Below are 19994 nucleotides of genomic sequence, written 5' to 3'. Positions count from 1 at the left end.
TTTTCTGACATGCCGACGCGCGCGCTCGCACCCGCTCCCCCGCTCGCTCGGCTGGTGCGCGCTAACCGCGAGCGTCTTCGTCTCACGCAGGGCGAACTTGCCGAGCAAGTCGGCGTCTCGCGCAGCGCGATCTCCGAGCTCGAGGCCGGTCGCATCGAACAGCCGCGCGCCGCGGTGTTCGCACGTCTGGGCAAAGCTCTCGGTCTCCCGGCCGCGGCGCTGCTCGCGGCGGCGGGCTATCCCGCCGAAGGCGAGGTCGTCATGGGTCTCGAGGCGGATGAGATCGCGCTCCTCGCGGTGTCGCTCGCGCAGCTCGCCGGTAACGAGCGCGAGTGGCTGCGCTCGCGACTACTCGAGCTGCGCGATCTCTTGATCCTTCGGGGCTCGGCGGCACGAAGTACTTCCAAGCGACCTAGGAGAGTGAAGGGCCGGGTGTGACCCTTGCTGGGACACACCCGGCATCTCAGAGATCGGGCTACTTCAGTAGGACCGGGAAGTTCTCGAAAAACAGGGGGAACGTCCCGATGAAACCGAGCCCGATCAGGACGAACGTCGCGATGTAGAACCGCCGGGAGTCGTAGTTCTTGCCGCGCATGACGAACGCCGCGATGGCCCAAGTCAACAGGAATGCGGCCACCGCGTAGATCGACTTACCGGAGAGCGGTCCGACGCCGACGGCCCACCCCAGGTTCTTGTCGATGTCCATGAGCGCTTTGAAGCCCGAGTGCGCTTGCGCCAGCGTCGTAAACACGCCGAGAACGAACGAGCCGACGCCGGCTCCCAGAAGGGCGCCGAGCACCGGTCCGTTGGGCTTGGCGATCTCCATCGCGTCGACGGACCTACTGTATTGCTCGTTGCCGACGGACGGTGTCTTTGTGATCGTGGTCATCTCTTCTTCCCTCCTCACGTGATCGGGGCGGCCTTGTTGATGAAGGCGCCGAAGAGACCCGCCACCCCGGCTGCTGCGAAGGCGATGATGAACAGCGCCATGAGGACCCTACGCATTCCTGGCTCTCTTGCCAGACGTGGTCCGTAGTAGAAGACGGCGTAGGCGACGACCGTGGCGATGATCGGTGCGAACCAGGCGACGTGCTCCTTCCACTCCATACCGAACGTGTGCCATTCGGCCTTCGTGGGGTCGGCTAGAAGCAGAGATCGTGGACTGCTGGGATCAGCGCTCCGGTACCAGGGGTAGACGAGCCACGTTCCGGTGAAGACCGTGAGCCAGGCCACGAGGGCCATGACGGCGGTCCCGATGTTGAGACGTGGGAGGCGCTCGCGGATGCCTGTGATCGTCACGAGCTCAGGCCGCAGGCTGTACAGGCCGGCCAGGCCACCGGCGAACGCGAGCAGGAACGTCGTGCCCAGCACCATGCCGTGGATGACCGTCCACAGTTCGCGTGAGGTCAGTTCCATTTGGCTTCCTTCCTTCTGTCCGCGGTCGCGGACGGATCCGGACGGATGCTCCGCGCGGTCGGATCCCGCGCCCACTCTCCTTTGGCACGGTGTCCCCGCCGAAGGACCCGCAGCGGGGGGCCCTTCGGACCGTGGCGCTCCTCTCAGGAGTTGGCCGTAATCATCGCCCCTTTGTCACGCCGAATAAGGCGTGATCGCTGATCAACTATTTCTCGCCCTCGCCGCCACCTAGCGCCGCTCCAGCGCGAGGCGCGCGCCAAGCGCGATCAACACGCCGCCGGTAACGCGTTCGAGCCAGCGTCGCACGCCCGCGCCTCCGAGCACAGCGCTGATGCGTGAGAGCACATACGCGTAGGCCGAGAGCCAGATGATGCCCATGACGCTGTGCGCGAGCGCGAACGCGAGCGAGCGAAGGAGCACGTCATCCCCCGGCGACATGAATTGCGGCAGGAAGGTCAGGTAGAAGACCGCGACCTTCGGGTTGAGCACGTTGCTGAACACGCCCTGCAGAAACGGATTGGCACCGCGGCGCGCCGGCGGCACATCAGCCTCGTCATGACGGAAGGAGCTGCGAAGCGCCTGCACTCCGAGATACGCCAGGTATGCCGCGCCCACGAGCTTCACGGTCGTGAACGCCTCCGCAGAGGTCGCGAGGATCACGGACAGCCCCAGCGCCGAAGCGGTCGCATGGACGAGCAGGCCCGAACAGATCCCGATCGACGCGACCAACGCGGCGCGGCGGCCGCGCTCGAGCGTGATCTTCGCGACGAGCGCCATGTCCGCTCCGGGAGAGACCGTCAGCAGCGCCAGGACCGCGAGCCCGGCGAGGAAGAGCGGGTCGAGCGTCAGCGGCCCTCGATCCGACGCATGACGTTCCCGCGCGCCTCGAGGTCGAGCGGTCGCCCGCGCTCCGCGAGCTTCGCGGCCACCGCCAGCCGATGCTCGACGGTGCGGTTCGCCCCGAACTTGAACTTGGCGCGCACGTCGGTCACCGAGAGCCGGATGCCGCGGATCGATCCGAGCAGCTTTCCATACCGGTTGTCGCCTGGCTCGACCGGCGCGTGCTTGCCCTCTGGCTGGAAGTGCGCGAGCTGGCGCTCGAGGATCGCGGCGATCTGCGCGGGATCATCGAGCACCTCGACGTCGCACGCGAGCTGCACCGCCGCGTAGTAGGACGTCGGCACCCCGTACTCATCCTGGTTCCAATGGCCCGGGATGTAGGTGTATGCGCCGAAGACCGAAAGAAGAGCGCGCGGGCGCTCCGCCAGCGCCTCCCACACCGGATTCGGCTGCGCGAGGTGGAGCCAGACCGTCTTGTCGCCGTCATACACGAAGTGGGTCGGCACGACGATCGGCAGATCGCGACCGACGCCCGGCACGACGAGCTCGCCGAAGTCATGGTCGGCGAGGAACGCACGCCACTCGGCGTCGCTCAGCGCGGCGTCGTGGCGATGGATGAGCACTACGAGTCCGGCGTCGCGCTCTTTCGCGAGAGACCGGCGTCACGCGTGGCGGCCGCGACGGCTTTCGCGACGGCGGGCACGACGTCACGATCGAACACCGAGGGCAGGATGTATTCGGCCGATCGCACCTGCGGCGGGACCGTGCCGGCGAGCGCTTCCGCCGCGGCGAGCTCGACCTCGGCCGAGACACCTCGCGCGCGGGCATCGAGCAGACCGCGGAAGACGCCGGGGAACGCGAGCACGTTGTTCACCTGATTTGGGTAATCGCTGCGCCCTGTAGCGAGCACGTCGACCTCCGGGGCGGCGTCGAGCGGGTCGATCTCCGGATCCGGATTCGCGAGCGCGAAGACGATGCGCGGCCGTCCCATCGTGCGCAGAGCGGCGAGCGAGACGATCCGCGGGCCGGACAGCCCGATGAACACGTTCGCGCCGGCGAGAGCGTCTTCCAGCGACCCCCGACGCGTCGTCGCGAGCATCGTCACCACGTCGCGTTTCTCCTCGTTCAGATCATCGCGCTTCGCGTGAACGATGCCGTGCCGGTCGCACAGGGTGATGTCGCTGACTCCCGCGAGACGCAGCAAGCGCGCTGTCGCTATCCCAGCGGCGCCCGCGCCCGCGATGACGACGCGCAGCTCCGCCAGAGGACGACGCACAACGGCCGCGGCGTTCTGGAGTCCCGCGAGCACGACGATGGCGGTTCCGTGCTGGTCGTCGTGAAAGACAGGGATGTCGAGCCGTTCTCGAAGCTTGCGCTCGACCACGAAGCAGGCGGGAGCCGCGATGTCCTCAAGGTTGATGCCGCCGAATACCGGCGCCACGTTCACCACGGTCCGCACGATCTCGTCGGGATCCTGCGTCGCGAGACAAAGCGGGAACGCGGTGATGCCGGCGAGATCCGCGAACAGGAGTGACTTGCCCTCCATCACGGGCAGCGCGGCCTCCGGTCCGATGTTGCCGAGGCCCAGGACGGCCGAGCCATCGCTCACGATCGCGACGCAGTTCTGCCGGATCGTCAGGCGCCAGACCTTGTCGGGGTCGTCGGCGATCGCGCGGCAGATCCGCGCGACGCCGGGCGTGTACACGAGCGACAGGTCGTCGCGTGTGCGCACGCTCACGCGTCCCTTCGTCTCGATCTTCCCGCCGAGATGCATGAGGAAGGCGCGGTCGGAGACGTTGCGCACTCGGACCCCCTCGATGCGGCGGAGGTCCTCCTGCAGCTGCGCACCGGTCGGCTCGTCCGGACAGTCGACTGTGACGTCCCGGACGTGGACGGCGGGCGTTGCCTCCACGAGATCGATCGCTCCGAGACTGCAGCCCCGCTCGCCAATGACCATCGCGACGTTCGCGAACATACCCGGTCGATTCGCGATCTCGAGGCGGAATACGAGCCGGAACGCGGGGCTCAACACGGCGCGCGGCGGCGAATCGGGCACGCCTGTCAGCGTAGCGGCCTCACGCACGCGGCGTTCCCATCACGGCACTCGAGGCGCAGAGTTGCATTGGTGATGGGACTAGCTGTTGCCGTGGTCACGCTCATGGCGTCACTTGCGGCCGCGGGCCCCGCGCCTGGGGCCGTGACTGGTCTCGCGCCGGCAGGCTTGACGTGTGCCGGCTCGGTCGGCCCCGGCATCGCACCGCCGGCGCGTGTCGCCAGTGGCATCCCGGGTTTCCACGCGTCCTGGTACGGGCAGTCCGGATACATGAGCCTCTGCGCCGGCGCGCGCGCGACCGCGGTCGTCGCGTATTTCAACTCCGGCTCGGCGGGCTGGGTGTCCGGCCGCCTCGGTCAGGTCGCCTACCTCGGAACATGGGACCAGGAACCGGGACAGGACCAGCCGAGCATCGTCGGCGGCGACGGCGCGCGCGGCTCGCCGGCGACGGGCTGGCCACGTTACAACCGCCTCGCCGTGCAGCCAGCGGCGTACGTCGGCCCCGGTCAGATCGCGTGGTTCCAGTTCAGCGTGCAGGCGCCGTCCCTGCCCGGTACCTACCGGCTCGGGATCCGCCCGCTCATCGAAGGCGCGACGTGGATGGAGGACTACGGCGTCTTCTGGCTCGTCACCGTGCTGAACCCCGACGGCTCGGCACCACGACCCACGCCACCATCACCGGCGGGTGTCACGTACACGATCGGCGACAGCGTCGATGCATCCGCCATCGCCGAGGTGCACGAAGGCGTCGCGCGCGCCGGCGCGTATCTCGCGGCGAGCGTTGGTGGCGATCGCACGAATGCGATCACCGTCAACGTCAGCGTCGGGAACGGCAGCGAGCAGTTCTGCTGTATCACCGCCGGGCCGTCGTTCGACATCCTTACGAGCAACAGCGCCTGGGCGACGCCTTCGGCCGCGGCGTCCGACACCTGGACCGCGTCGACGGAGCGCAAGGAGCTCGCGGCGCACGAGTACGTGCACACCTGGCAATACGCACTGGGCGGCCGGGCCTGCATGCTCGGCCCGCGCTGGCTCTCGGAAGGCATGGCGGAGTCGCTCGCGTACCGGTCGCTCGTCGACGCGGGCCTCATCCCCGCCGCGAACATGGACCTGTTCATCAAACGTCAGCTCCGGAACGCTCGGTATGTGACGCTGCGGTCGCTGGAGACCGCCTGGCCCGCGGACTCGAACCCATTCGCGGTCGGCTACCTCGCGGTCGATCGGATGCTCGCTGCGAACGCCCCACTCGCGCTGCGCACGTTCTGCGCGCGCGTCGGCCGCGGCGAAGCGTGGCAGTCGGCGTTCACGGGAGCGTTCGGTCAGAGCCCGGATGCGTTCTACGCAAGCTTCGAGGATTTCCGCGCCGCGTACGTGCGGTAGAAGTCCCATCGCCGCTAGGTCTTCTCGCGCACCTGCTTGAATCGGCGATGCGACCTGTGGTAGCCGCCGCCCTTCTTGGGGATGATGCTGATCGATCCGTCGATCTCAAGGATGGCTGCAGCGACCTCGTTGAGGTCCGAGATGCCGTGCTCGCGGGCGGCCATCTCCACCTCGGCAACATCGACATGCTCGTGTTTCAGGTTCTCCGTGATGGGCTCACCGTCCTGTAAGAGTAGCGTCGGCTCTTCGTAGACCAGCCGCCCGAGGATCGGGATGTTTCGGCCGAAGCGACCGAGCAAGAGATTCCCGCCGACCAGTGTTGCCGCCGACACGAGACCACCGATGAGTGATACGTCCCCACCGTTCATCGCGTTCTGCACCGCGTTCGCGATGATGAGGATCACGACGAGGTCCGCCGGGCTCATCGTACCGAGCTCGCGCTTCCCGCCGAGGCGCAGCAGAGCGAGCACCGTCGCATACACGACCATCGTCCGAAGGACGATCTCCCAGAGCGGGACGCTCAAGTCGAACATCCGGCGACGGCTAGCCCGCGAGCTTAGATAGGAACAACGTCTCCGCCAGGCAGACGCGCTCGAACTCCGCGAGATGGAGGCCCTCGTCCGGTCCATGTGGGCCCGACTGCGGATCGTCGACGCCCGTCACCAGGATCTCCGCCTTGGGGAACAGCTCAGCGAAGTCGAATAGGAACGGAATGCTCCCGCCCGAGCCGACGTCGACGGCCTTCGCACCCCACGCCTCGGACAGCGCCGCATGCATCGCGCGGTATGCGGGGCCGCCCGTCTTCGTCGCGAACGGCTCGCCGACCGGATGACGCTCGATGTTCAGCTCGGCGCCCCACGGAACGTTCTTCTCGAGGTGCTTCACGAGCGCGTCGAGCGCCTTTGTCGCGTCCTGTCCCGGCGGGATCCGCATGCTCACCTTCGCGCGCGCGACGGGCACGAGCTGATTCACGGCGTCATGCACCGCCGGCGCGTCGAGCGCGAGCACCGAGATCGCGGGCATCGTCCACATGCGGTCGGTAAGCCCACCGTCGCCGATGAGCTTCACGCTCTTTCGCGCGCCAGCCTGCTCGCGAAGCTCCGCCTCGGTGAGGTCGAGTGGCGGCGCCTTCCCACGGACGAGCCCTTCGACGGCGACATTGCCCTTGGCGTCGTGAAGCGTTGCGAGAAGGCGGGCGAGCGTCGTGAGCGCGTCAGGAAGTGGCCCACCGAAGCCGCCGCTGTGGACAGCCTTGTCGAGCACGCGCACCTCGACGACGCACGCGACGACTCCGCGCAGCGTCGTCGTGATCGCCGGCGCGCCGATGCGCCAGTTGCCACCGTCGGCGACGACGACCGCGTCGCAGCGGAGCCGATCGGCCTCACCCTCGAGATATCCGCGTAGCCGCTCCGACCCGGCCTCTTCCTCGCCTTCGATGAACACGGCGACGCCCACCGGCGGCTTGCCGTCGTATGCACGCAGCGCTGCAATGTGCGCGAGCACGCCGGCCTTGTCGTCGGCGGCGCCGCGTCCGTAAAGGCGACCGTCGCGCTCCGTCGGAGCGAACGGCGGCGTCTTCCATTCCGAATCGGGACCCGGTGGCTGAACGTCGTGATGCGCATAGAGGAGGACCGTGGGTTTCCCGGGCGGTGCCTTGAAGTACCCGACGACCGCAGGGTGTCCGCCAGCGGCGCGCAGCACCTTCGTGTCGGCGCCGACCGCACGCAGCAATTCGGCGACAAGCTCCGCCGATCTCACGAGTGGAGCCGGATCGTGCCCATCCGCACTCACCGAAGGGATGCGAACGAGTCGCTCGAGATCCGCTCTCACCTGCGGCATGAGCTCATGCACTCGCGAGCGGAGATCAGCGGCGGGAATAGTCGTCACGCGGGGATTATTGACCAGGAACGGACTTAGAGGACTGATTGGCAACGAGCCAGCGGGCGCGCCATCCGAGCGAGCGTCTGCGCCCAGCCGGCCCGAACGGGCGCGCTCCGCGACCAGCGGGCCGGCGTAGCCAGCAGCGAGCGAGGGTGCGCGTCCGCTGACTCGTTGCTCAGGTGGACAGCTACGGCAGGCGGTTGAACCAGAGCAACGACAACCCCCCCGCGACGATCGAGAGCACCGCGGCGAGTGCGGTGAGGTATGCCGTCACTTCCGTCTTCTGCTGACGCAGCACAAGCTGGGTCGAGAGCTTCTCGTACACGGAGCGCAGGTCGGCGGCGTTCGAGGCGTTGAAGTACTCGGCGTCGGTCATCGCAGCGATCTGCTTCAGCGTCGCCTCATCAAGGCGCGTGCGGATCTGACGACCCTGCAGGCGGAGGATCGTTCCTTCTGCGCTGCCGACGCCGACCGTGTACACGCGAATGCCGCGGCTGATCGCCGCATCGATGATCTGCAGCGGCGCGGGGAACTGATTGTTCTGTCCGTCCGACAGAAGGATGATCGTCGCGGGCGCGTTGAGCGTGCCACCGGGCGGCGGCGTGGCCGCCGGACGCGCCTGACCGCCGCTCTGCTCGAGCGCCTTCAACGCCTGGACGCTCGGCGGGATCTCCTCGTCGTTCTCGAAGATCGCGTCGAGCGAGGTCAGGATGCCGCGGCCGATCGCGGTCGCGCGCTGCGGCCGCAGACGGTCGATCGCCTTCATCACGAGGTCCTTGTCGGTCGTGGGTGACTGCACGAGCGACGCGTCGCCCGAGAACGACACGATGCCGACCGAGACGTCCTCGCCCTGGCGCGCGACGAACGCTTTCGCGGCTTCCTTCGCGGCCTCCATGCGATTGGGCTTGAGGTCCTCCGCCTGCATGCTTCCGGACACGTCGATCGCGAGGATCACCGTGCCCTCCTGCGCAGGCGCGACGACGACCATCACCGGACGGGCGAGCGCGGCGGTCATGAAGAACATCGCGGCGATGAAGAGTGCGGGTGGGATATGGCGGCGGATGCCCGGGCCGCGGCCCATCGCCTCCTTCACAAGCGAGAGGCTCGCGTACCGCAGCGCGTACTTCTGGCGGCGGCGCTGCGCCCAGACGTAGAGGGCGATGAGGATCGGCACGATGAGCGTGAGCCAGAGGCCGACCGGGAAGAGGAAGGTCACGACGCTCGCCCCATCGCGCGGTGGCGCGCGCGGCGCAGCTTGCGCGTCGCCGCGAAGCGCACGACCGTACGTACGAGGTCCTCTTCCGTCGAAAGCTCGAGCGTGTCCACGCCGGCCCGCCGGAACGTTGCGCCCAGCTCTCGCTCGCGTTTTTCCACGACCTCGGCAAAGCGTTTGCGGAAGCGCGCGTCGTGCGTGTCGACGTGGAGCGCCTCGCCGGTCTCGGAGTCCGTCATGATCACGAATCCGATGTCCGGGAGCTCGCGCTCGCGCGGGTCGGTGAGGCGGATCGCGAGCGTCTCGTGACGCTGCGCGAGCAGACCGAGCGGCTTCTCCCAGCCCGGCATGGTGAAGAAGTCGGAGACGATGAACACGAGCGATCGCCGCTTGATCGAGCGGAGGGCCGTCTCGATGAGCTCGGCGAGAGATGTCGCCGGCGAGCTCTCGAGACGCGGTCGCCGCTGGAGCTCGTCGATCAGCCGCAGGACCTGCATCCGACCGCCACGCGCGGGGACCATCTTCTCCACGTGCTTCCCGTACAGGATCGCGCCCACGCGGTTGCCATGTCGCGTGAGCAGGCGCGCGATGAGACCGACGAAGTCGACGAGCAGGTCGCGTTTCAGCGCGGCCTGCGTGCCGAAGTCGACCGAGGGCGACAGATCGAGGAGGAAGTGCGCGGTGATCTCGCGGTCTTCGAGGTACTCACGGACATGCGGGAGGTCGAGCCGCGCGGTGACGTTCCAATCGATATTGCGCACATCGTCACCGGGTACGTACTCGCGGATGTCCGCGAGGTCGAGGCCCTGGCCGCGGAACAACGTCCGGTAGTTGCCCTGCAGCAGACCGTCCAAGCGTCGGACGACCGTCCAGTCGAGACGGCGGAGCGTGCGCTCCGGCGTGCTAACGGACGAGAGCATGACCCTGCATCGGCGCGGTCGGCACCGGGATGCGCTCCATGACCTTTCCGATGAGCGTGTCGGATGTCACGTCGTCGGAGAGCGCTTCGTACGAGAGAACGATGCGGTGCCGAAGCACGTCGACCGCCATGTCCGAGACGTCCTGCGCGAGAACGTAGTTGCGCCCGCGCATGAAGGCGAGAGCGCGCGCGGTGAGAACGATGTTGATCGAAGCACGTGGGCTCGCGCCGTACGTGATGTATTTCGCGATGTCCTGGACGCCGTACTCCTTCGGAGACCGCGTCGCGGTCACGAGGCGGACGACGTACTCCATCAGCACCGGGTCGACAAAGACCTTATCGGCCTCGCGCTGCAGCCCGATGAGCTGCTCCGTGGTGAGGACCGGCTGCACCGTGGCGAGCGGGCCTGTCATGCGCTCGACGACGACGAATTCGTCCATCTCGCTCGGATATGTGATGAGGACTTTCATCATGAAGCGGTCGACCTGCGCCTCGGGCAGCGCGTACGTGCCCTCGGTCTCGATCGGGTTCTGCGTCGCCATGACGAGGAACGGATCCGGCACCTTGTGCGTCTCGCGCCCGATCGTGACCTGCCGCTCCTGCATCACCTCGAGGAGCGCGCTCTGCACTTTCGCCGGCGCACGGTTGATCTCGTCCGCGAGGAGCAGGTTGGTGAAGACCGGACCGAGCGAGGTCTGGAACTCGCCGTTCTTCTGGTTGTAGATGCGAGTGCCGACGAGGTCGGCGGGCACGAGGTCCGGGGTGAACTGGATCCGCTTGAACTCGCCACTGATCGATTGGGCGACGGTCTTCACGGCGAGGGTCTTCGCAAGACCGGGCACGCCCTCGACGAGAAGGTGGCCACGCGCGAGCAGGGCGACGACGATGCGCTCGAGCAGATGGTCCTGCCCAACGATCACCTTCTTGATCTCGAAGAGCAGGCGCTCCATCTGACTGCCGGGACGAACACTGGTCGTCATGGCCTTCCTTCCTCTAATCCGGTGGGATGCCGAGCCCGGCCGCCGCCGAGTCAATGGTGACCGCGAAGCCCACCCCGCTGAACACCTTACCCGCTGGGTTCACCAGCCCTGTGACGATACCCACAACATCGCCATGTAGATCCACCAGCGGCCCGCCCGAGTTCCCAGGATTCACCGCCGCGTCGAACTGGATGAGACCAGTGATGGGCTGCGACAGCCCCGGCGCGTTCATCGCGCGATCCAGACCGGAGATGACGCCGGTCGAGAGCGAGCTGGTCAGTCCGAAGGGATGGCCGATGACGAAAGCGGGATCTCCGACGGAGAGCCGGCCTGGATTCCCCATCGTCGCCGGTTGGAACCGGGCCGGAGGCGCGAGCGCCCGCAGCACCGCGATGTCGCGATCGGGAAGACGCGCGACGACCTGAGCGGCGGAGCTCGTGCCATCGTTGAACTTCACCGTGATCCCGGTGGCCCCATCAATGATGTGCAGGCTGGTGAGGATCTCGGCCATGTCATCAACGATCACGCCGGCGCCGCTGCTGGGCTCCCCGCTCGCGCCGTTCGCCGTGACCTGCACGACCGACGGCGCGACATGCTGATAGATGGCCGCCGCGAGCTGCGGTGTCGGCGCTGGAGTCGGCTGCTCCTGCTGCGCGCGTAGCGCGGCGAGTCCGCCGGTGTGGACGGCGGAAACAAGGAACCAGCTGAGCAGGAGCAGTGACAAAAGAGCGAGCGGCGCGCGGAGCCGCGCGATGATGCGCTCGCGCAACGGGATGTGCCGCGGGGTCTCGGGCGCCGGAGCGGGCTCCGGCTCGGCCCCTCGCGGGAACTGACCGTAGGGTCGATCGGACCTCGACAGCGTCATACGGTCGACCCAGTCTAGGCCCGGGTCTCGGCGCTCAATCTATGAGTTGGTCAAGGACGGCGGTGCTACTGCCGTCAGTCGGTGATCGGCACCATGTAGCCCTGGCCGCGCATCGTGGCGAGGACGTTCGGCCGGCGCCAGTCGTCCTGAAGCTTGCGGCGCAGGTCCCGGATGTGGCGGTCCACCAAGTTGCTGTTCGGCTCAGCGTCGGCGCCCCAGACGACGTCGATGATGTCCTCACGGGACACGACGCGGCCGGCGTTCGCGATGAGCACGTAGAGCAGCCCGCGCTCGAGCGGGGTGAGATGCGGGGCGCTGCCGTTCATGGCGATGTGGCCGTTGGTCACGTCGACGTGCAGCTTTCCGATCTTCACGTCGTTATCGAGATCGGGAAGGTGGCCGGTCGTGCGGTGGATCGCCTGGCTCGCGCGGATCACCAGCTCAGCGGGATCGAATGGCACGCGCAGGATCTCGGTGGCACCCAGGCCGATCGCGTTCAGCGCTCCCTGCATGCCGTGGTTGCGTACAAGGACCAGGACCGGCTTGTTCGATTTGTTCATCTCAGCGATCGCGTCCTTGAGCCCACCGTCGGCGGCGGCCTCGTCCAGGACAGCGAAATCGCAGCCTGCCTTGCCGACCTCAGAGATCTGCGTCTCGAGCGGAACGGCGCGGATATGCGTCAGCGCCAGCGTGACCACGCCCGTCAGGGGTGGCCGCACCACCAGGGCAACCTGGAAGGGCGTGCGATTCTGAATAACAGTCATGATTGGTTGCCCTTACTAGACTCGCTTGATGGTCCGTAACGAAAGGCCACAAAAGGTCCGTATACGAACGTAGCGTCACGAAGCTCTTTACCCGACATCACCCCACGTGAACGCGAGGTGCTTCAACGCGTCGTCGCGGGTATGGCGAACAAGGCGATCGCCGAGGAGATGGGGATCGGCGAGCAGGCTGTCAAAGCGCACATCTCGCGGTTGTTCCTCAAGTTCCGCGTCGAGAGCCGAGCGGGTCTCGCGGTAGCGGCACTGAACCAGGAGATCGACGAACGCTCCACAGCGGTGCGCGAGCTCGAGCGTCTCGCGCAGCAGGAACGGCGCGATGCCCTGCGGACCCGCGCGAAGCTGCTTGGGTCGCTCGTCGGGAAGGATCCCGCCGTGGTCGTCGACCGCGACGGCCGGGTGCTTCTCGCGAATCCGGCGTTCCAGCGGACGTTCGCGGCCGCGCTCTATCAGGACGAGCGTGGTGTCAAGCTGCCCGCGGACGCGACACCGCTCGCGCGTGCCGCCCGCGGCAAGCCGGCGTCGATCCGGTTCAAGCTGGCGAGCGGGCCGCGCAAAGGCAGCTGGTGGCACGCGACGGCGGAGATGGTCGAGTTCGAGGGCCCAGGAGGTGGAGCGCTGGTCGTCTTCCACCGGGTCCGCGGGCCGGGCAGCTGACTAGCGGCTGCGATCCTCGGCCGGAAGCTTGGAGAGTCGGCTGCGCGTAAGGCCCGATCGCAGCTCTTCGAACGTCACGCCCTCGGTCTCCTGCCACTCGTGGCCTTCGGCGCGGGCATCGAACGCGCAGTACGCCCACTGGTTGGAGACGACGGTCAGCGTGTCGGATGACGACCTGGTCTCGCGCGTCGCGTGGGCATCGGCAATGCATATGAAGTGGACCAATCCACCCTTTGCCATGGTTCCCCTCCCCGCTATCGCGACACTGGGTCGCCACGCCCTCAGCGTGCCAACCCCACCGTAGCACGTGAAGAGTGCCTGAACGAACCTTGCGGTCGCGCGCAATGTTGATCACCAATCCGGCCGCGGGCGGGCGCCACGCGGAGGAAGGTGATCTCGAGCGCTGCCAGGATATTCTGCGTGATGCGGGCTTCGAGTTAGAGGTCGTGAGGACGGGCGCGGAGTCGCCGAGCTCGGCCGATCTCGCGCGGCGCGCGATCGACCAAGGCTTCCCGGTATGCATCGTCGCCGGAGGGGACGGAACGGTCGCGCCGGCGGCCGCGGCGCTCCTCGACAGTCCCGTCGTGCTTGGGATCCTCCCGTTCGGCAGCGTGATGAACATCGCGCGTGGTCTGGGGATCCCGCTCGAGCCCGTCAGAGCGGCCGAAGTGATCACTCGGCGCCGCGTGAAACGCGCGGACGCCGCCGAGGTCAACGGAAAGGTCTTCTTCGAGACGGCCGGGATCGGTCTCGACGCGGAGATGTTCGGCGCGGCGCGCCACGCGGAGCGGGGCAACTGGCGGAGAGCTCTCCGGCGCGCGGTGCGTTGGGTGACCCATCGCTCGTATCGGGTCGCGATCACCGTCGACGGACGCGAGGACCGCCAGCGCGCGCTGCAGGTGTTCGTGATGAACAGTCCCTACTACGGCTGGTCGCTCGAGCTCTTGCCGCGAGTCTCGATGACCGACGGCCTGCTCGATGTCGCGGTCTTCCCGCGCATCGGTCGTTGGGCGCTCATGGCATCGCTCTTCGCCGTGTGGCGCGGCGGCAAGCTCCCCGTACGGCCCGTTCAGTACCGGGGAACGCGCATCGCGATCGCCTCGGACGACCCCGTCGCCGTGCACGCGGATGGGGTCCTCGCGGGCGGCCTGCCCGCGGAGTTCGTGTGCCGAAGGGCGGCGCTTTCGGTGTTCGCCTAGCCGGGTCTGCTCGCTTGGTCGCGCGGTACACACGCGAGCGCCTCACTTTCCTCTTGAACTGTCGTGATGCGTTCGTATCCTGAGCTCAGGGGAACGACACCACGGTGTCGCAGGCGTCGTCAGTGGGGAGGCGCGTCATGTCGACGGTGATTCACTTCGAGTGCTGCAACGCCACTCACCTCGCAACAAGGTCACGTGACGGGGTCGGTGGGATCGTCATGCATCACGGCACCTTCGGCTACTGCGATGGGTTCGCATCCGACGCCGACCATCACTGGATCCCGACAGGCGGTGTGTTCCTCGAGCAGCTGATCAGAGACCACATCGACGAGCGCGATGACGCTCGCTTCGTCCCGCACCCGATCGGGAGCGCCGACCACTCACAGCTCGCACGCTGAGCGGTCATCATCCGCGGCTGGGCCCTGCCGCTGCCGCCCTGGCGCTAGCGAATGGCGTGACCGTGCGCGCGGCCTTCCGGCGGCGCGGGGTCGTCCTCGTCCACGATCGCCTTCTCGCGCTCGATCTCGTCGAGATCCTCTTCCTCAGCCTCCATGAATTCCTTGCGCGCGCCTGGAACAGCGCGCAGAAGCTCGTCGAGCTTGAGGTGGATCGCGCGCGCATCGCGGTTCTGCGTGTTCTGGATAAGGAAGACCATGAGGAAGGTCACGACGGTCGTCCCGGTGTTTATCACGAGCTGCCAGGTGTCTGAGAAGCCAAAGATGGGTCCGGTGATGGCCCACACCACGATCACCAGCATCGCGGTCAGGAACGCCCGCGGCCGACCCGTGAACGCTGCGATCTTTGACGCGACGCGCGAGAACCAGTGGCTGAAGCCGCGCTGTGGCAATTTCTGTCCGACGGCGACGCGATGATCGCTACGTTCTCGGTTGTCCATACCTCGGTGAGGGGCATACGCCGTGCCACTCGCTCGCTAGCTGGGCAGCCGCTGCGCCTTCTTCTTGAAGTCGGCCCAGGGATCGTCGCGCGCCATGTGCTTCTCGAGCGTTCGGATGGCGAAGCGGCGCGGATCGAGCCGCGCCGTGACTTCGTCCCACGCGAGTGGCATCGAGACCGTGGCGCCCGGGCGACGCCGCACCGAATACGGCGTGACGATGGTCTGCAGGTACGCGTTGCGGAAGGGATCGGCGTACACGCGCGTGCCCCGCGCCTTCTTGCTGAACTCCATCGTGACGAGCTCAGGCTCGCGGCGCGCGAGCTCTTCGCCTACGCGGACCGCGAAGGCCGTCACGTTCTCCTGTGAATGCCCCGCGCGGAGCGGTACGAACACGTGCAGCCCTCGGCTGCCCGACGTCTTCGGGAACGACACCAGGCCATGCTCATCGAGGATCGCCTTCAATGCCCTGCCCGGGCGGATGGTGTCGGCGAACTCGCCACTGCTGGGATCGAGGTCGAACGCGAGCCAATCCGCATCACGCATCGAGCCGACGCGCGAGTTCATGATGTGCATGGCGATACATCCCACCCTGACGAGGCCGAGGAGCGCCTCGAGGTTGCCTCCGACAACGTAGTTCACGTCCTTGCCGGTGCTCTCGGCACGCAGCCGGAGCCGCGGCGCACCGACAGGGATGTTGCCCTCGGGGAAGTTCTTCCGGTAAAAGCAGCCACCGAGCATCCCGTCGGGGCAGCGTTCCGCCGTGAGGGGGCGACCCTGCATCCATGGAAGCAGCAGGGGCGAGATCGCGTGGTAGAAACGCGCGATGTCGCCCTTGGTGATGCCCTCATCGGGCCACCACACCTTGTTGACGTTCGAGATCACCACCCCGCCGATCGTCTCGCCGTCGTTCACTCGCGTCGTGCCCACGTGCACTCCTCTGGTTTCTTGTCGGTGCGGAGTCCCAGGAACGCCGGCTGCCGCAGCCTTCCGTCGGCCGTCCACTCCGCGTATGCGAGCTGCGCGACGAGTCGCGGCTTCACCCAGATCGCACCGGAGACGCGCGGTGTCGGCTCGAACGCTGGCGCGTCTGTCCGCAGATCCATGAGCTTCGCCCCGAGGTCGCGAAGCGTGTCCTGCGTGTACCCGGTCCCCACCTTCCCGGTGTAGCGCAGCCTGCCGCCGTCATAGAGGCCGACGAGCAGCGCGCCGAACTCCGTGCGCGATCCCTGCGGCGGCGTGTATCCGCCGATGACGAACTCCGATTCACCGCGCACCTTGATCTTGAGCCACGCCCGCGAGCGCACCCCCGGCTCGTAGGGCGACGACGCGATCTTCGCGATCACGCCCTCCCACCCTTTCTCGCGCGCGGTCGCCAGCGCTCGCTCGCCGTCACGCGGCAGCCGCCGCGACGGCATGAGCGCGCCCGACCGTCGCGGGATCAGCTTGAGGAGTCGCGCGCGTCGCTCATCAAGCGGCCGGCGGAGGAGATCGTGTCCTTCTGAACGGAGGCAGTCGAAGACCGCGTAGACCGTCCGCGTGCCACGCTCGATGCCGCGACGCTGAAGCAGCTGGAACCGCGAGACGCCGCTCGGATCGAAGACGACGAGCTCGCCGTCGAGCACAGTGTCAGGATCCGGCAGATCGCGAATGGCGTCGACGATCGCCGGGAAACCCGCGGTCAGGTCCTGACCGGTGCGCGACAGAAGACGCACGCGATCGCCATCGCGGTACGCGACGGCCCGGATCCCGTCGTACTTCTCCTCGTAGACCCAGTCCGGGCCGCTCACCACCTCCTTCGAGAGCGAGGCGAGCATCGGCGCGATCGGTGCCCTCAACGCTTCGCGGATCCGGACGTCTTACTCACGGCGGGGTCGCCGGTCGCCGCCTTATCGACGTCGCCTCCCTCATCGCGAGCGATCTCGGCAAGGAGGCGATTCGTTCGTACCGAGCGCGGCTGTGCGACCGTGACGTCGGTCGTGTCCGCCTCCGCGTCGCGCCCTTTGATCAGCAGCCACTTCCGCGGCCCGGTGCGAACGAGGGTCCAGCGTCCCTTGAGCTTGCGGCCGTTCAGCGTGAATCGCAGTTCGCCCTTCTTGAGCGCGACGGCGGGATCGACGTCGTCGAGCATCTCGTACGTCCCCTCGTCCCAGATCATCACCGTGCCGCCGCCGTACTCGCCCGCGGGGATGACGCCTTCGAAGCCCGCGTACTCGAGCGGGTGATCCTCGACCTGCATCGCGAGTCGTTTCTGGCTTGGATCGAGCGAAGGACCCTTTGGCACTGCCCACGACGGCATCGCGTCGCCGATCTCGAGCCTGAAGTCGTAGTGGAGGGCCGTCGCGCGATGCTTCTGGATGACGAAGCTGCGACGGGTCGCCGAGCGCGCAGGGCGCGGCGCGGGCTCGGGCGTGCGCGAGAAGTCACGCTTGCGCTTGTACTCGGCCAGTCCGGCGCGTGCCGCGGGCTTCTTCGTGGGCGCGATCGTTCGTCTCCTTGAGGCGCGGGTGGTCCCCAATCTGAGCCTTTCTGTTGTTAGAACGCATGTTCTATCATCGCCACGACCATGGGGAGCGGCGTCCTGTATCGAGAGGTCACGGTGAAGAGCGCGCTGACGCGCGTTCAGGGAATGCCTTTCGCGTGGAGCCTCAACCCTTACATGGGGTGTGAGCGGGCCTGCGTCTATTGCTACGCGCGCGACTACCACGCGCGTCGCGGCCGCGACACCGGCGCCGGCTTCGACCGCGAGATCGACGTGAAGATCAACTTCTCCGAGCTGCTCACGCAAGAGCTGCGTCGGTTGCGCAAGCGCGAGACCGTCGCACTCGGGACCGCCACAGATCCCTATCAGCAGTGCGAGGGCCGCTACCGCATCACTCGGCGAACGCTCGAAGCGCTCGTCGCGTCGCCCCTGCCGCTTGTCGTGATCACGAAGGGCTCGATGGTGGTCCGCGATGTCGATCTGCTGTCACGACTCGACGTCAAGGTCTGCGTCAGCGTCGGCACGGTTTCTGAGGAGATCGCGCGGATCTCGGAACCGCACGCGTCTCCGCCGAAAGCGCGACTCGAGGCGGTACGACGCCTGGTCTCCGCCGGGATCGACGCGGGTGTCCTCGCCGCGCCGATCCTGCCAGGCCTCAGCGATTCTGAGGAGTCGCTCGACGCGGTGGCAGCCGCGGCGGCGAGGAGCGGTGCGACATTCTTCTCGACGCGTCCGCTGAAGCTCGATCCGGCGGTGAAGCCACACTACTTCGCGTTCCTCTCGGAGCACTCCCCCGCCCTCGTCCCGGCGACCGAGGCGCAGTTCGCGGAGCGGGTCAACCCCGCGCGCAGCTACACCGATGTGGTCGAGGAGCGCGCGCGTCGCGTGCGCTTGCGATACCAATTCGAAGAGCGTCCGTTCCGAAAGCCCGAGCCCGTCGCGCCGTCGCAGCTGCGCCTCGCGATCTAGCTCCGGTGCGCGGTCTAGGACGTGAAGAGGTCACTCACCCGGTCTACGTGCGCGAGCGCAACGTGCGCGCGAAGCACGTCATCGACATCGATGGGTGGCGCCGCGCGCCGCAGGCCGCTCGTTTCAAGGACCACCATCGACTCCGCGCTGCAAGTCGGGCACGCGACCACGACAATGCAGCGACGGGTCGTCCACTCGACCTGACGCATGACGCCACCGGCGAGGCCGTGCTGGCAACTCATGCACGCGAGCTTCGCGAGGCGTTCGGTATCGACGAGCGACCAGTCCATAGCTCAGGAAGAAGCACAGCGCGTGCCAGCCTGCTAGCGGTGGCGCACCTCGCCGGCCGCCCACATAGCCTAGGCGGCGATGCGTGAGCTCGCGAGGATCTTCATCGCGGTCGGCACGCAGTCCGTGGGCGGTGGGACCAGTACGCTCTTCCTTCTTCGCCGTTTTCTGGTCGAGCGCGAGGGGCGCATCGGTGGGCGAGAGTTCACCGAAGCCTGGGCGCTCTGTCAGCTGAGCCCCGGCATCCACCTCGTGGCGCTCGCCGGTCTGCTCGGTCAGCGGATCGCTGGCTGGCGAGGTGTGATCGTCGCCGTCTCGGGGATGATGGTCCCCGCCGCGGTCATCACGGTGGCGATGACCGCGGCGTACGGATTGATCGCGGATCAGCCACTCGCACGATCGGCGCTTCAGGGCATGGCGCCGGCCACCGGCGGCATGACGCTCGGGCTTGCGATCGTTCTCGTCCGCGACGCGCGTCGACATGGCCTTCGGACGGTCGTCGATATCGCGGTGGTCGTCGCTGCGTTCGCCGTGCTGCTCCTCACGACGGTCTCCAGCATCGCCGTCATTGCCGCCGCGGCACTCTGCGGCGCGCTGTTCCTTGGGCGCGAGCGCCCGACGTCGCCCGAAGGTGCGGTCGAATAGGACGTGGATCCGCTCACACTCTTTGCCGTACTCCTTAAAGACTCCGCACTCGCCCTCGGTGGTCTTGGATCGCTGCCACTGCTGCGGCAGGATCTCGTCGCGACCGGGGTCGTGACGGACAGCCAGCTGGTGGAGGCGCTCGCGATCGGCCGCCTTTCGACCGGACCGAATGGGCTGTGGATCGTGAGTCTCGGTTACCAGATGGCCGGGCTTCTCGGGGCAGCGATGGCGCTTGTCGCATCGAGCCTCCCTCCGCTCGTGATCCTTCCAGCGACCGCGGTCGCGCGGCGTTGGCTGTTATCGGTGCCGTTCGCCGGTCTCGTGCGTGGCGCGGCGCTTGCGACTGCGGGTCTGCTATGCGCGACAGGGTTCTCGCTGATCGTGCCCGGCGACGTGCCGTCATGGTGGCAGGTGGTCATTGGGATCGCGGCCGCGGTATTCACGTATCAAGGCCGTCTGCATCCAGCCGTTGTGGTCATCGGCGGTGCTCTGCTCGGTCTATTGCTCGCTCGCTGAGTTCCTAGAATCACCGGCCT

At 67.4% G+C, this 19994-nt stretch carries 26 protein-coding genes; 8 read left to right on the top strand and 18 right to left on the bottom strand.

What is annotated here, in order from left to right:
- Positions 1-9 precede the first annotated feature (9 nt).
- Entirely contained in the window at positions 10-438 is a 429-nt protein-coding gene (locus VI056_01470) for a helix-turn-helix transcriptional regulator (protein HEY6201688.1), read from the top strand.
- A 37-nt stretch (positions 439-475) separates the two neighbouring features.
- Here the strand turns inward: VI056_01470 and VI056_01465 are convergent, their stop codons facing one another.
- The 5 genes from VI056_01465 to VI056_01445 form a co-directional block, all read right to left on the bottom strand.
- On the bottom strand, positions 476-889 hold the full coding sequence (locus tag VI056_01465) for a hypothetical protein (GenBank protein ID HEY6201687.1): 414 nt from the start codon (positions 887-889) through the stop codon (positions 476-478).
- A 14-nt stretch (positions 890-903) separates the two neighbouring features.
- Positions 904-1416 (bottom strand): hypothetical protein, encoded by a 513-nt coding sequence (locus VI056_01460; GenBank protein ID HEY6201686.1) that lies wholly within the window; start codon positions 1414-1416, stop codon positions 904-906.
- A 228-nt stretch (positions 1417-1644) separates the two neighbouring features.
- A complete protein-coding gene (locus tag VI056_01455) occupies positions 1645-2217 on the bottom strand; it encodes a LysE family translocator (protein ID HEY6201685.1) in 573 nt (190 codons plus the stop codon).
- A 44-nt stretch (positions 2218-2261) separates the two neighbouring features.
- Positions 2262-2879, bottom strand: a complete 618-nt coding sequence (locus VI056_01450) for an FMN-binding negative transcriptional regulator (protein ID HEY6201684.1) — start codon at positions 2877-2879, stop codon at positions 2262-2264.
- On the bottom strand, positions 2879-4312 hold the full coding sequence (locus tag VI056_01445; GenBank protein HEY6201683.1) for a malic enzyme-like NAD(P)-binding protein: 1434 nt from the start codon (positions 4310-4312) through the stop codon (positions 2879-2881). The genes VI056_01450 and VI056_01445 overlap by 1 nt, the downstream gene beginning before the upstream one ends.
- Before the next feature lie 72 nt (positions 4313-4384).
- Here VI056_01445 and VI056_01440 point away from each other — a divergent pair, with 72 nt between their 5' ends.
- Positions 4385-5689 (top strand): hypothetical protein, encoded by a 1305-nt coding sequence (locus VI056_01440; protein ID HEY6201682.1) that lies wholly within the window; start codon positions 4385-4387, stop codon positions 5687-5689.
- A gap of 14 nt (positions 5690-5703) precedes the next feature.
- On the opposite strand, the gene VI056_01435 is transcribed toward VI056_01440, so the two are convergent.
- The 7 genes from VI056_01435 to VI056_01405 all read right to left on the bottom strand — a co-directional run bounded on the left by VI056_01435 (position 5704) and on the right by VI056_01405 (position 12269).
- Positions 5704-6222 (bottom strand): YetF domain-containing protein, encoded by a 519-nt coding sequence (locus VI056_01435; protein HEY6201681.1) that lies wholly within the window; start codon positions 6220-6222, stop codon positions 5704-5706.
- A gap of 10 nt (positions 6223-6232) precedes the next feature.
- On the bottom strand, positions 6233-7576 hold the full coding sequence (locus tag VI056_01430; GenBank protein ID HEY6201680.1) for a dipeptidase: 1344 nt from the start codon (positions 7574-7576) through the stop codon (positions 6233-6235).
- Positions 7577-7757: 181 nt separating this feature from the next.
- Positions 7758-8786 carry a VWA domain-containing protein gene (locus tag VI056_01425; GenBank protein ID HEY6201679.1) on the bottom strand — a complete coding sequence of 343 codons (1029 nt, stop codon included), beginning with the start codon at positions 8784-8786 and terminating at the stop codon, positions 7758-7760.
- Positions 8783-9703: a DUF58 domain-containing protein gene (locus tag VI056_01420; GenBank protein ID HEY6201678.1), complete on the bottom strand. Its 921-nt coding sequence runs from the start codon at positions 9701-9703 to the stop codon at positions 8783-8785. Before VI056_01420 ends, VI056_01425 begins: the two co-directional genes overlap by 4 nt.
- Complete coding sequence (locus VI056_01415) at positions 9687-10682, bottom strand: MoxR family ATPase (GenBank protein HEY6201677.1); 996 nt, start codon at positions 10680-10682, stop codon at positions 9687-9689. The genes VI056_01420 and VI056_01415 overlap by 17 nt, the downstream gene beginning before the upstream one ends.
- A gap of 13 nt (positions 10683-10695) precedes the next feature.
- A complete protein-coding gene (locus tag VI056_01410; GenBank protein HEY6201676.1) occupies positions 10696-11547 on the bottom strand; it encodes a trypsin-like peptidase domain-containing protein in 852 nt (283 codons plus the stop codon).
- 74 nt (positions 11548-11621) lie between these two features.
- Positions 11622-12269, bottom strand: a complete 648-nt coding sequence (locus VI056_01405) for a response regulator transcription factor (GenBank protein ID HEY6201675.1) — start codon at positions 12267-12269, stop codon at positions 11622-11624.
- Between the two features lie 138 nt (positions 12270-12407).
- On the opposite strand from VI056_01405, the gene VI056_01400 reads away from it, so the two are divergent.
- Positions 12408-12983 carry a LuxR C-terminal-related transcriptional regulator gene (locus VI056_01400; GenBank protein ID HEY6201674.1) on the top strand — a complete coding sequence of 192 codons (576 nt, stop codon included), beginning with the start codon at positions 12408-12410 and terminating at the stop codon, positions 12981-12983.
- On the opposite strand, the gene VI056_01395 is transcribed toward VI056_01400, so the two are convergent.
- Positions 12984-13223, bottom strand: a complete 240-nt coding sequence (locus tag VI056_01395) for a hypothetical protein (protein ID HEY6201673.1) — start codon at positions 13221-13223, stop codon at positions 12984-12986.
- A gap of 74 nt (positions 13224-13297) precedes the next feature.
- Between VI056_01395 and VI056_01390 the strand changes: the two genes are divergently transcribed.
- Both VI056_01390 and VI056_01385 read left to right on the top strand, forming a co-directional pair.
- Complete coding sequence (locus VI056_01390) at positions 13298-14182, top strand: diacylglycerol kinase family protein (protein ID HEY6201672.1); 885 nt, start codon at positions 13298-13300, stop codon at positions 14180-14182.
- 137 nt (positions 14183-14319) lie between these two features.
- Positions 14320-14580 (top strand): hypothetical protein, encoded by a 261-nt coding sequence (locus tag VI056_01385; protein ID HEY6201671.1) that lies wholly within the window; start codon positions 14320-14322, stop codon positions 14578-14580.
- Positions 14581-14624: 44 nt separating this feature from the next.
- Here the strand turns inward: VI056_01385 and VI056_01380 are convergent, their stop codons facing one another.
- From VI056_01380 to VI056_01365, 4 genes are all read right to left on the bottom strand, one after another.
- Complete coding sequence (locus VI056_01380; GenBank protein HEY6201670.1) at positions 14625-15029, bottom strand: low affinity iron permease family protein; 405 nt, start codon at positions 15027-15029, stop codon at positions 14625-14627.
- A gap of 84 nt (positions 15030-15113) precedes the next feature.
- Positions 15114-16004, bottom strand: a complete 891-nt coding sequence (gene ligD / locus VI056_01375; protein HEY6201669.1) for a non-homologous end-joining DNA ligase — start codon at positions 16002-16004, stop codon at positions 15114-15116.
- Positions 15986-16912 (bottom strand): non-homologous end-joining DNA ligase, encoded by a 927-nt coding sequence (gene ligD, locus VI056_01370; protein HEY6201668.1) that lies wholly within the window; start codon positions 16910-16912, stop codon positions 15986-15988. The genes ligD (VI056_01375) and ligD (VI056_01370) overlap by 19 nt, the downstream gene beginning before the upstream one ends.
- Positions 16909-17592 carry a DNA polymerase ligase N-terminal domain-containing protein gene (locus VI056_01365; GenBank protein ID HEY6201667.1) on the bottom strand — a complete coding sequence of 228 codons (684 nt, stop codon included), beginning with the start codon at positions 17590-17592 and terminating at the stop codon, positions 16909-16911. Before VI056_01365 ends, ligD (VI056_01370) begins: the two co-directional genes overlap by 4 nt.
- 48 nt (positions 17593-17640) lie before the next feature.
- On the opposite strand from VI056_01365, the gene VI056_01360 reads away from it, so the two are divergent.
- Positions 17641-18525 carry a radical SAM protein gene (locus VI056_01360; protein ID HEY6201666.1) on the top strand — a complete coding sequence of 295 codons (885 nt, stop codon included), beginning with the start codon at positions 17641-17643 and terminating at the stop codon, positions 18523-18525.
- 14 nt (positions 18526-18539) lie between these two features.
- Here the strand turns inward: VI056_01360 and VI056_01355 are convergent, their stop codons facing one another.
- Positions 18540-18815 carry a hypothetical protein gene (locus VI056_01355; protein ID HEY6201665.1) on the bottom strand — a complete coding sequence of 92 codons (276 nt, stop codon included), beginning with the start codon at positions 18813-18815 and terminating at the stop codon, positions 18540-18542.
- 79 nt (positions 18816-18894) lie between these two features.
- Between VI056_01355 and VI056_01350 the strand changes: the two genes are divergently transcribed.
- Positions 18895-19458 carry a chromate transporter gene (locus tag VI056_01350; GenBank protein HEY6201664.1) on the top strand — a complete coding sequence of 188 codons (564 nt, stop codon included), beginning with the start codon at positions 18895-18897 and terminating at the stop codon, positions 19456-19458.
- Positions 19459-19461: 3 nt separating this feature from the next.
- A complete protein-coding gene (locus VI056_01345; protein HEY6201663.1) occupies positions 19462-19974 on the top strand; it encodes a chromate transporter in 513 nt (170 codons plus the stop codon).
- The last annotated feature ends 20 nt before the right edge of the window (positions 19975-19994 follow it).

The organism is Candidatus Limnocylindria bacterium, from assembly GCA_036523395.1.
Classification (GTDB): Bacteria; Chloroflexota; Limnocylindria; order P2-11E; family P2-11E; genus CF-39.
Note: the sequence above shows the minus strand (reverse complement) of the source record. Positions and strands in the feature narration are given on the sequence as shown.

Coding starts and splice junctions, on each gene's coding strand:
- VI056_01465 (HEY6201687.1), bottom strand. CDS start 889: ATGACCACGATCACAAAGACACCGTCCGTCGGCAACGAGCAATACAGT.
- VI056_01460 (HEY6201686.1), bottom strand. CDS start 1,416: ATGGAACTGACCTCACGCGAACTGTGGACGGTCATCCACGGCATGGTG.
- VI056_01415 (HEY6201677.1), bottom strand. CDS start 10,682: ATGACGACCAGTGTTCGTCCCGGCAGTCAGATGGAGCGCCTGCTCTTC.
- VI056_01350 (HEY6201664.1), top strand. CDS start 18,895: ATGCGTGAGCTCGCGAGGATCTTCATCGCGGTCGGCACGCAGTCCGTG.
- VI056_01420 (HEY6201678.1), bottom strand. CDS start 9,703: ATGCTCTCGTCCGTTAGCACGCCGGAGCGCACGCTCCGCCGTCTCGAC.
- VI056_01435 (HEY6201681.1), bottom strand. CDS start 6,222: ATGTTCGACTTGAGCGTCCCGCTCTGGGAGATCGTCCTTCGGACGATG.
- VI056_01355 (HEY6201665.1), bottom strand. CDS start 18,815: ATGGACTGGTCGCTCGTCGATACCGAACGCCTCGCGAAGCTCGCGTGC.
- VI056_01410 (HEY6201676.1), bottom strand. CDS start 11,547: ATGACGCTGTCGAGGTCCGATCGACCCTACGGTCAGTTCCCGCGAGGG.
- VI056_01470 (HEY6201688.1), top strand. CDS start 10: ATGCCGACGCGCGCGCTCGCACCCGCTCCCCCGCTCGCTCGGCTGGTG.
- VI056_01395 (HEY6201673.1), bottom strand. CDS start 13,223: ATGGCAAAGGGTGGATTGGTCCACTTCATATGCATTGCCGATGCCCAC.
- VI056_01360 (HEY6201666.1), top strand. CDS start 17,641: ATGGGGAGCGGCGTCCTGTATCGAGAGGTCACGGTGAAGAGCGCGCTG.
- VI056_01385 (HEY6201671.1), top strand. CDS start 14,320: ATGTCGACGGTGATTCACTTCGAGTGCTGCAACGCCACTCACCTCGCA.
- VI056_01440 (HEY6201682.1), top strand. CDS start 4,385: ATGGGACTAGCTGTTGCCGTGGTCACGCTCATGGCGTCACTTGCGGCC.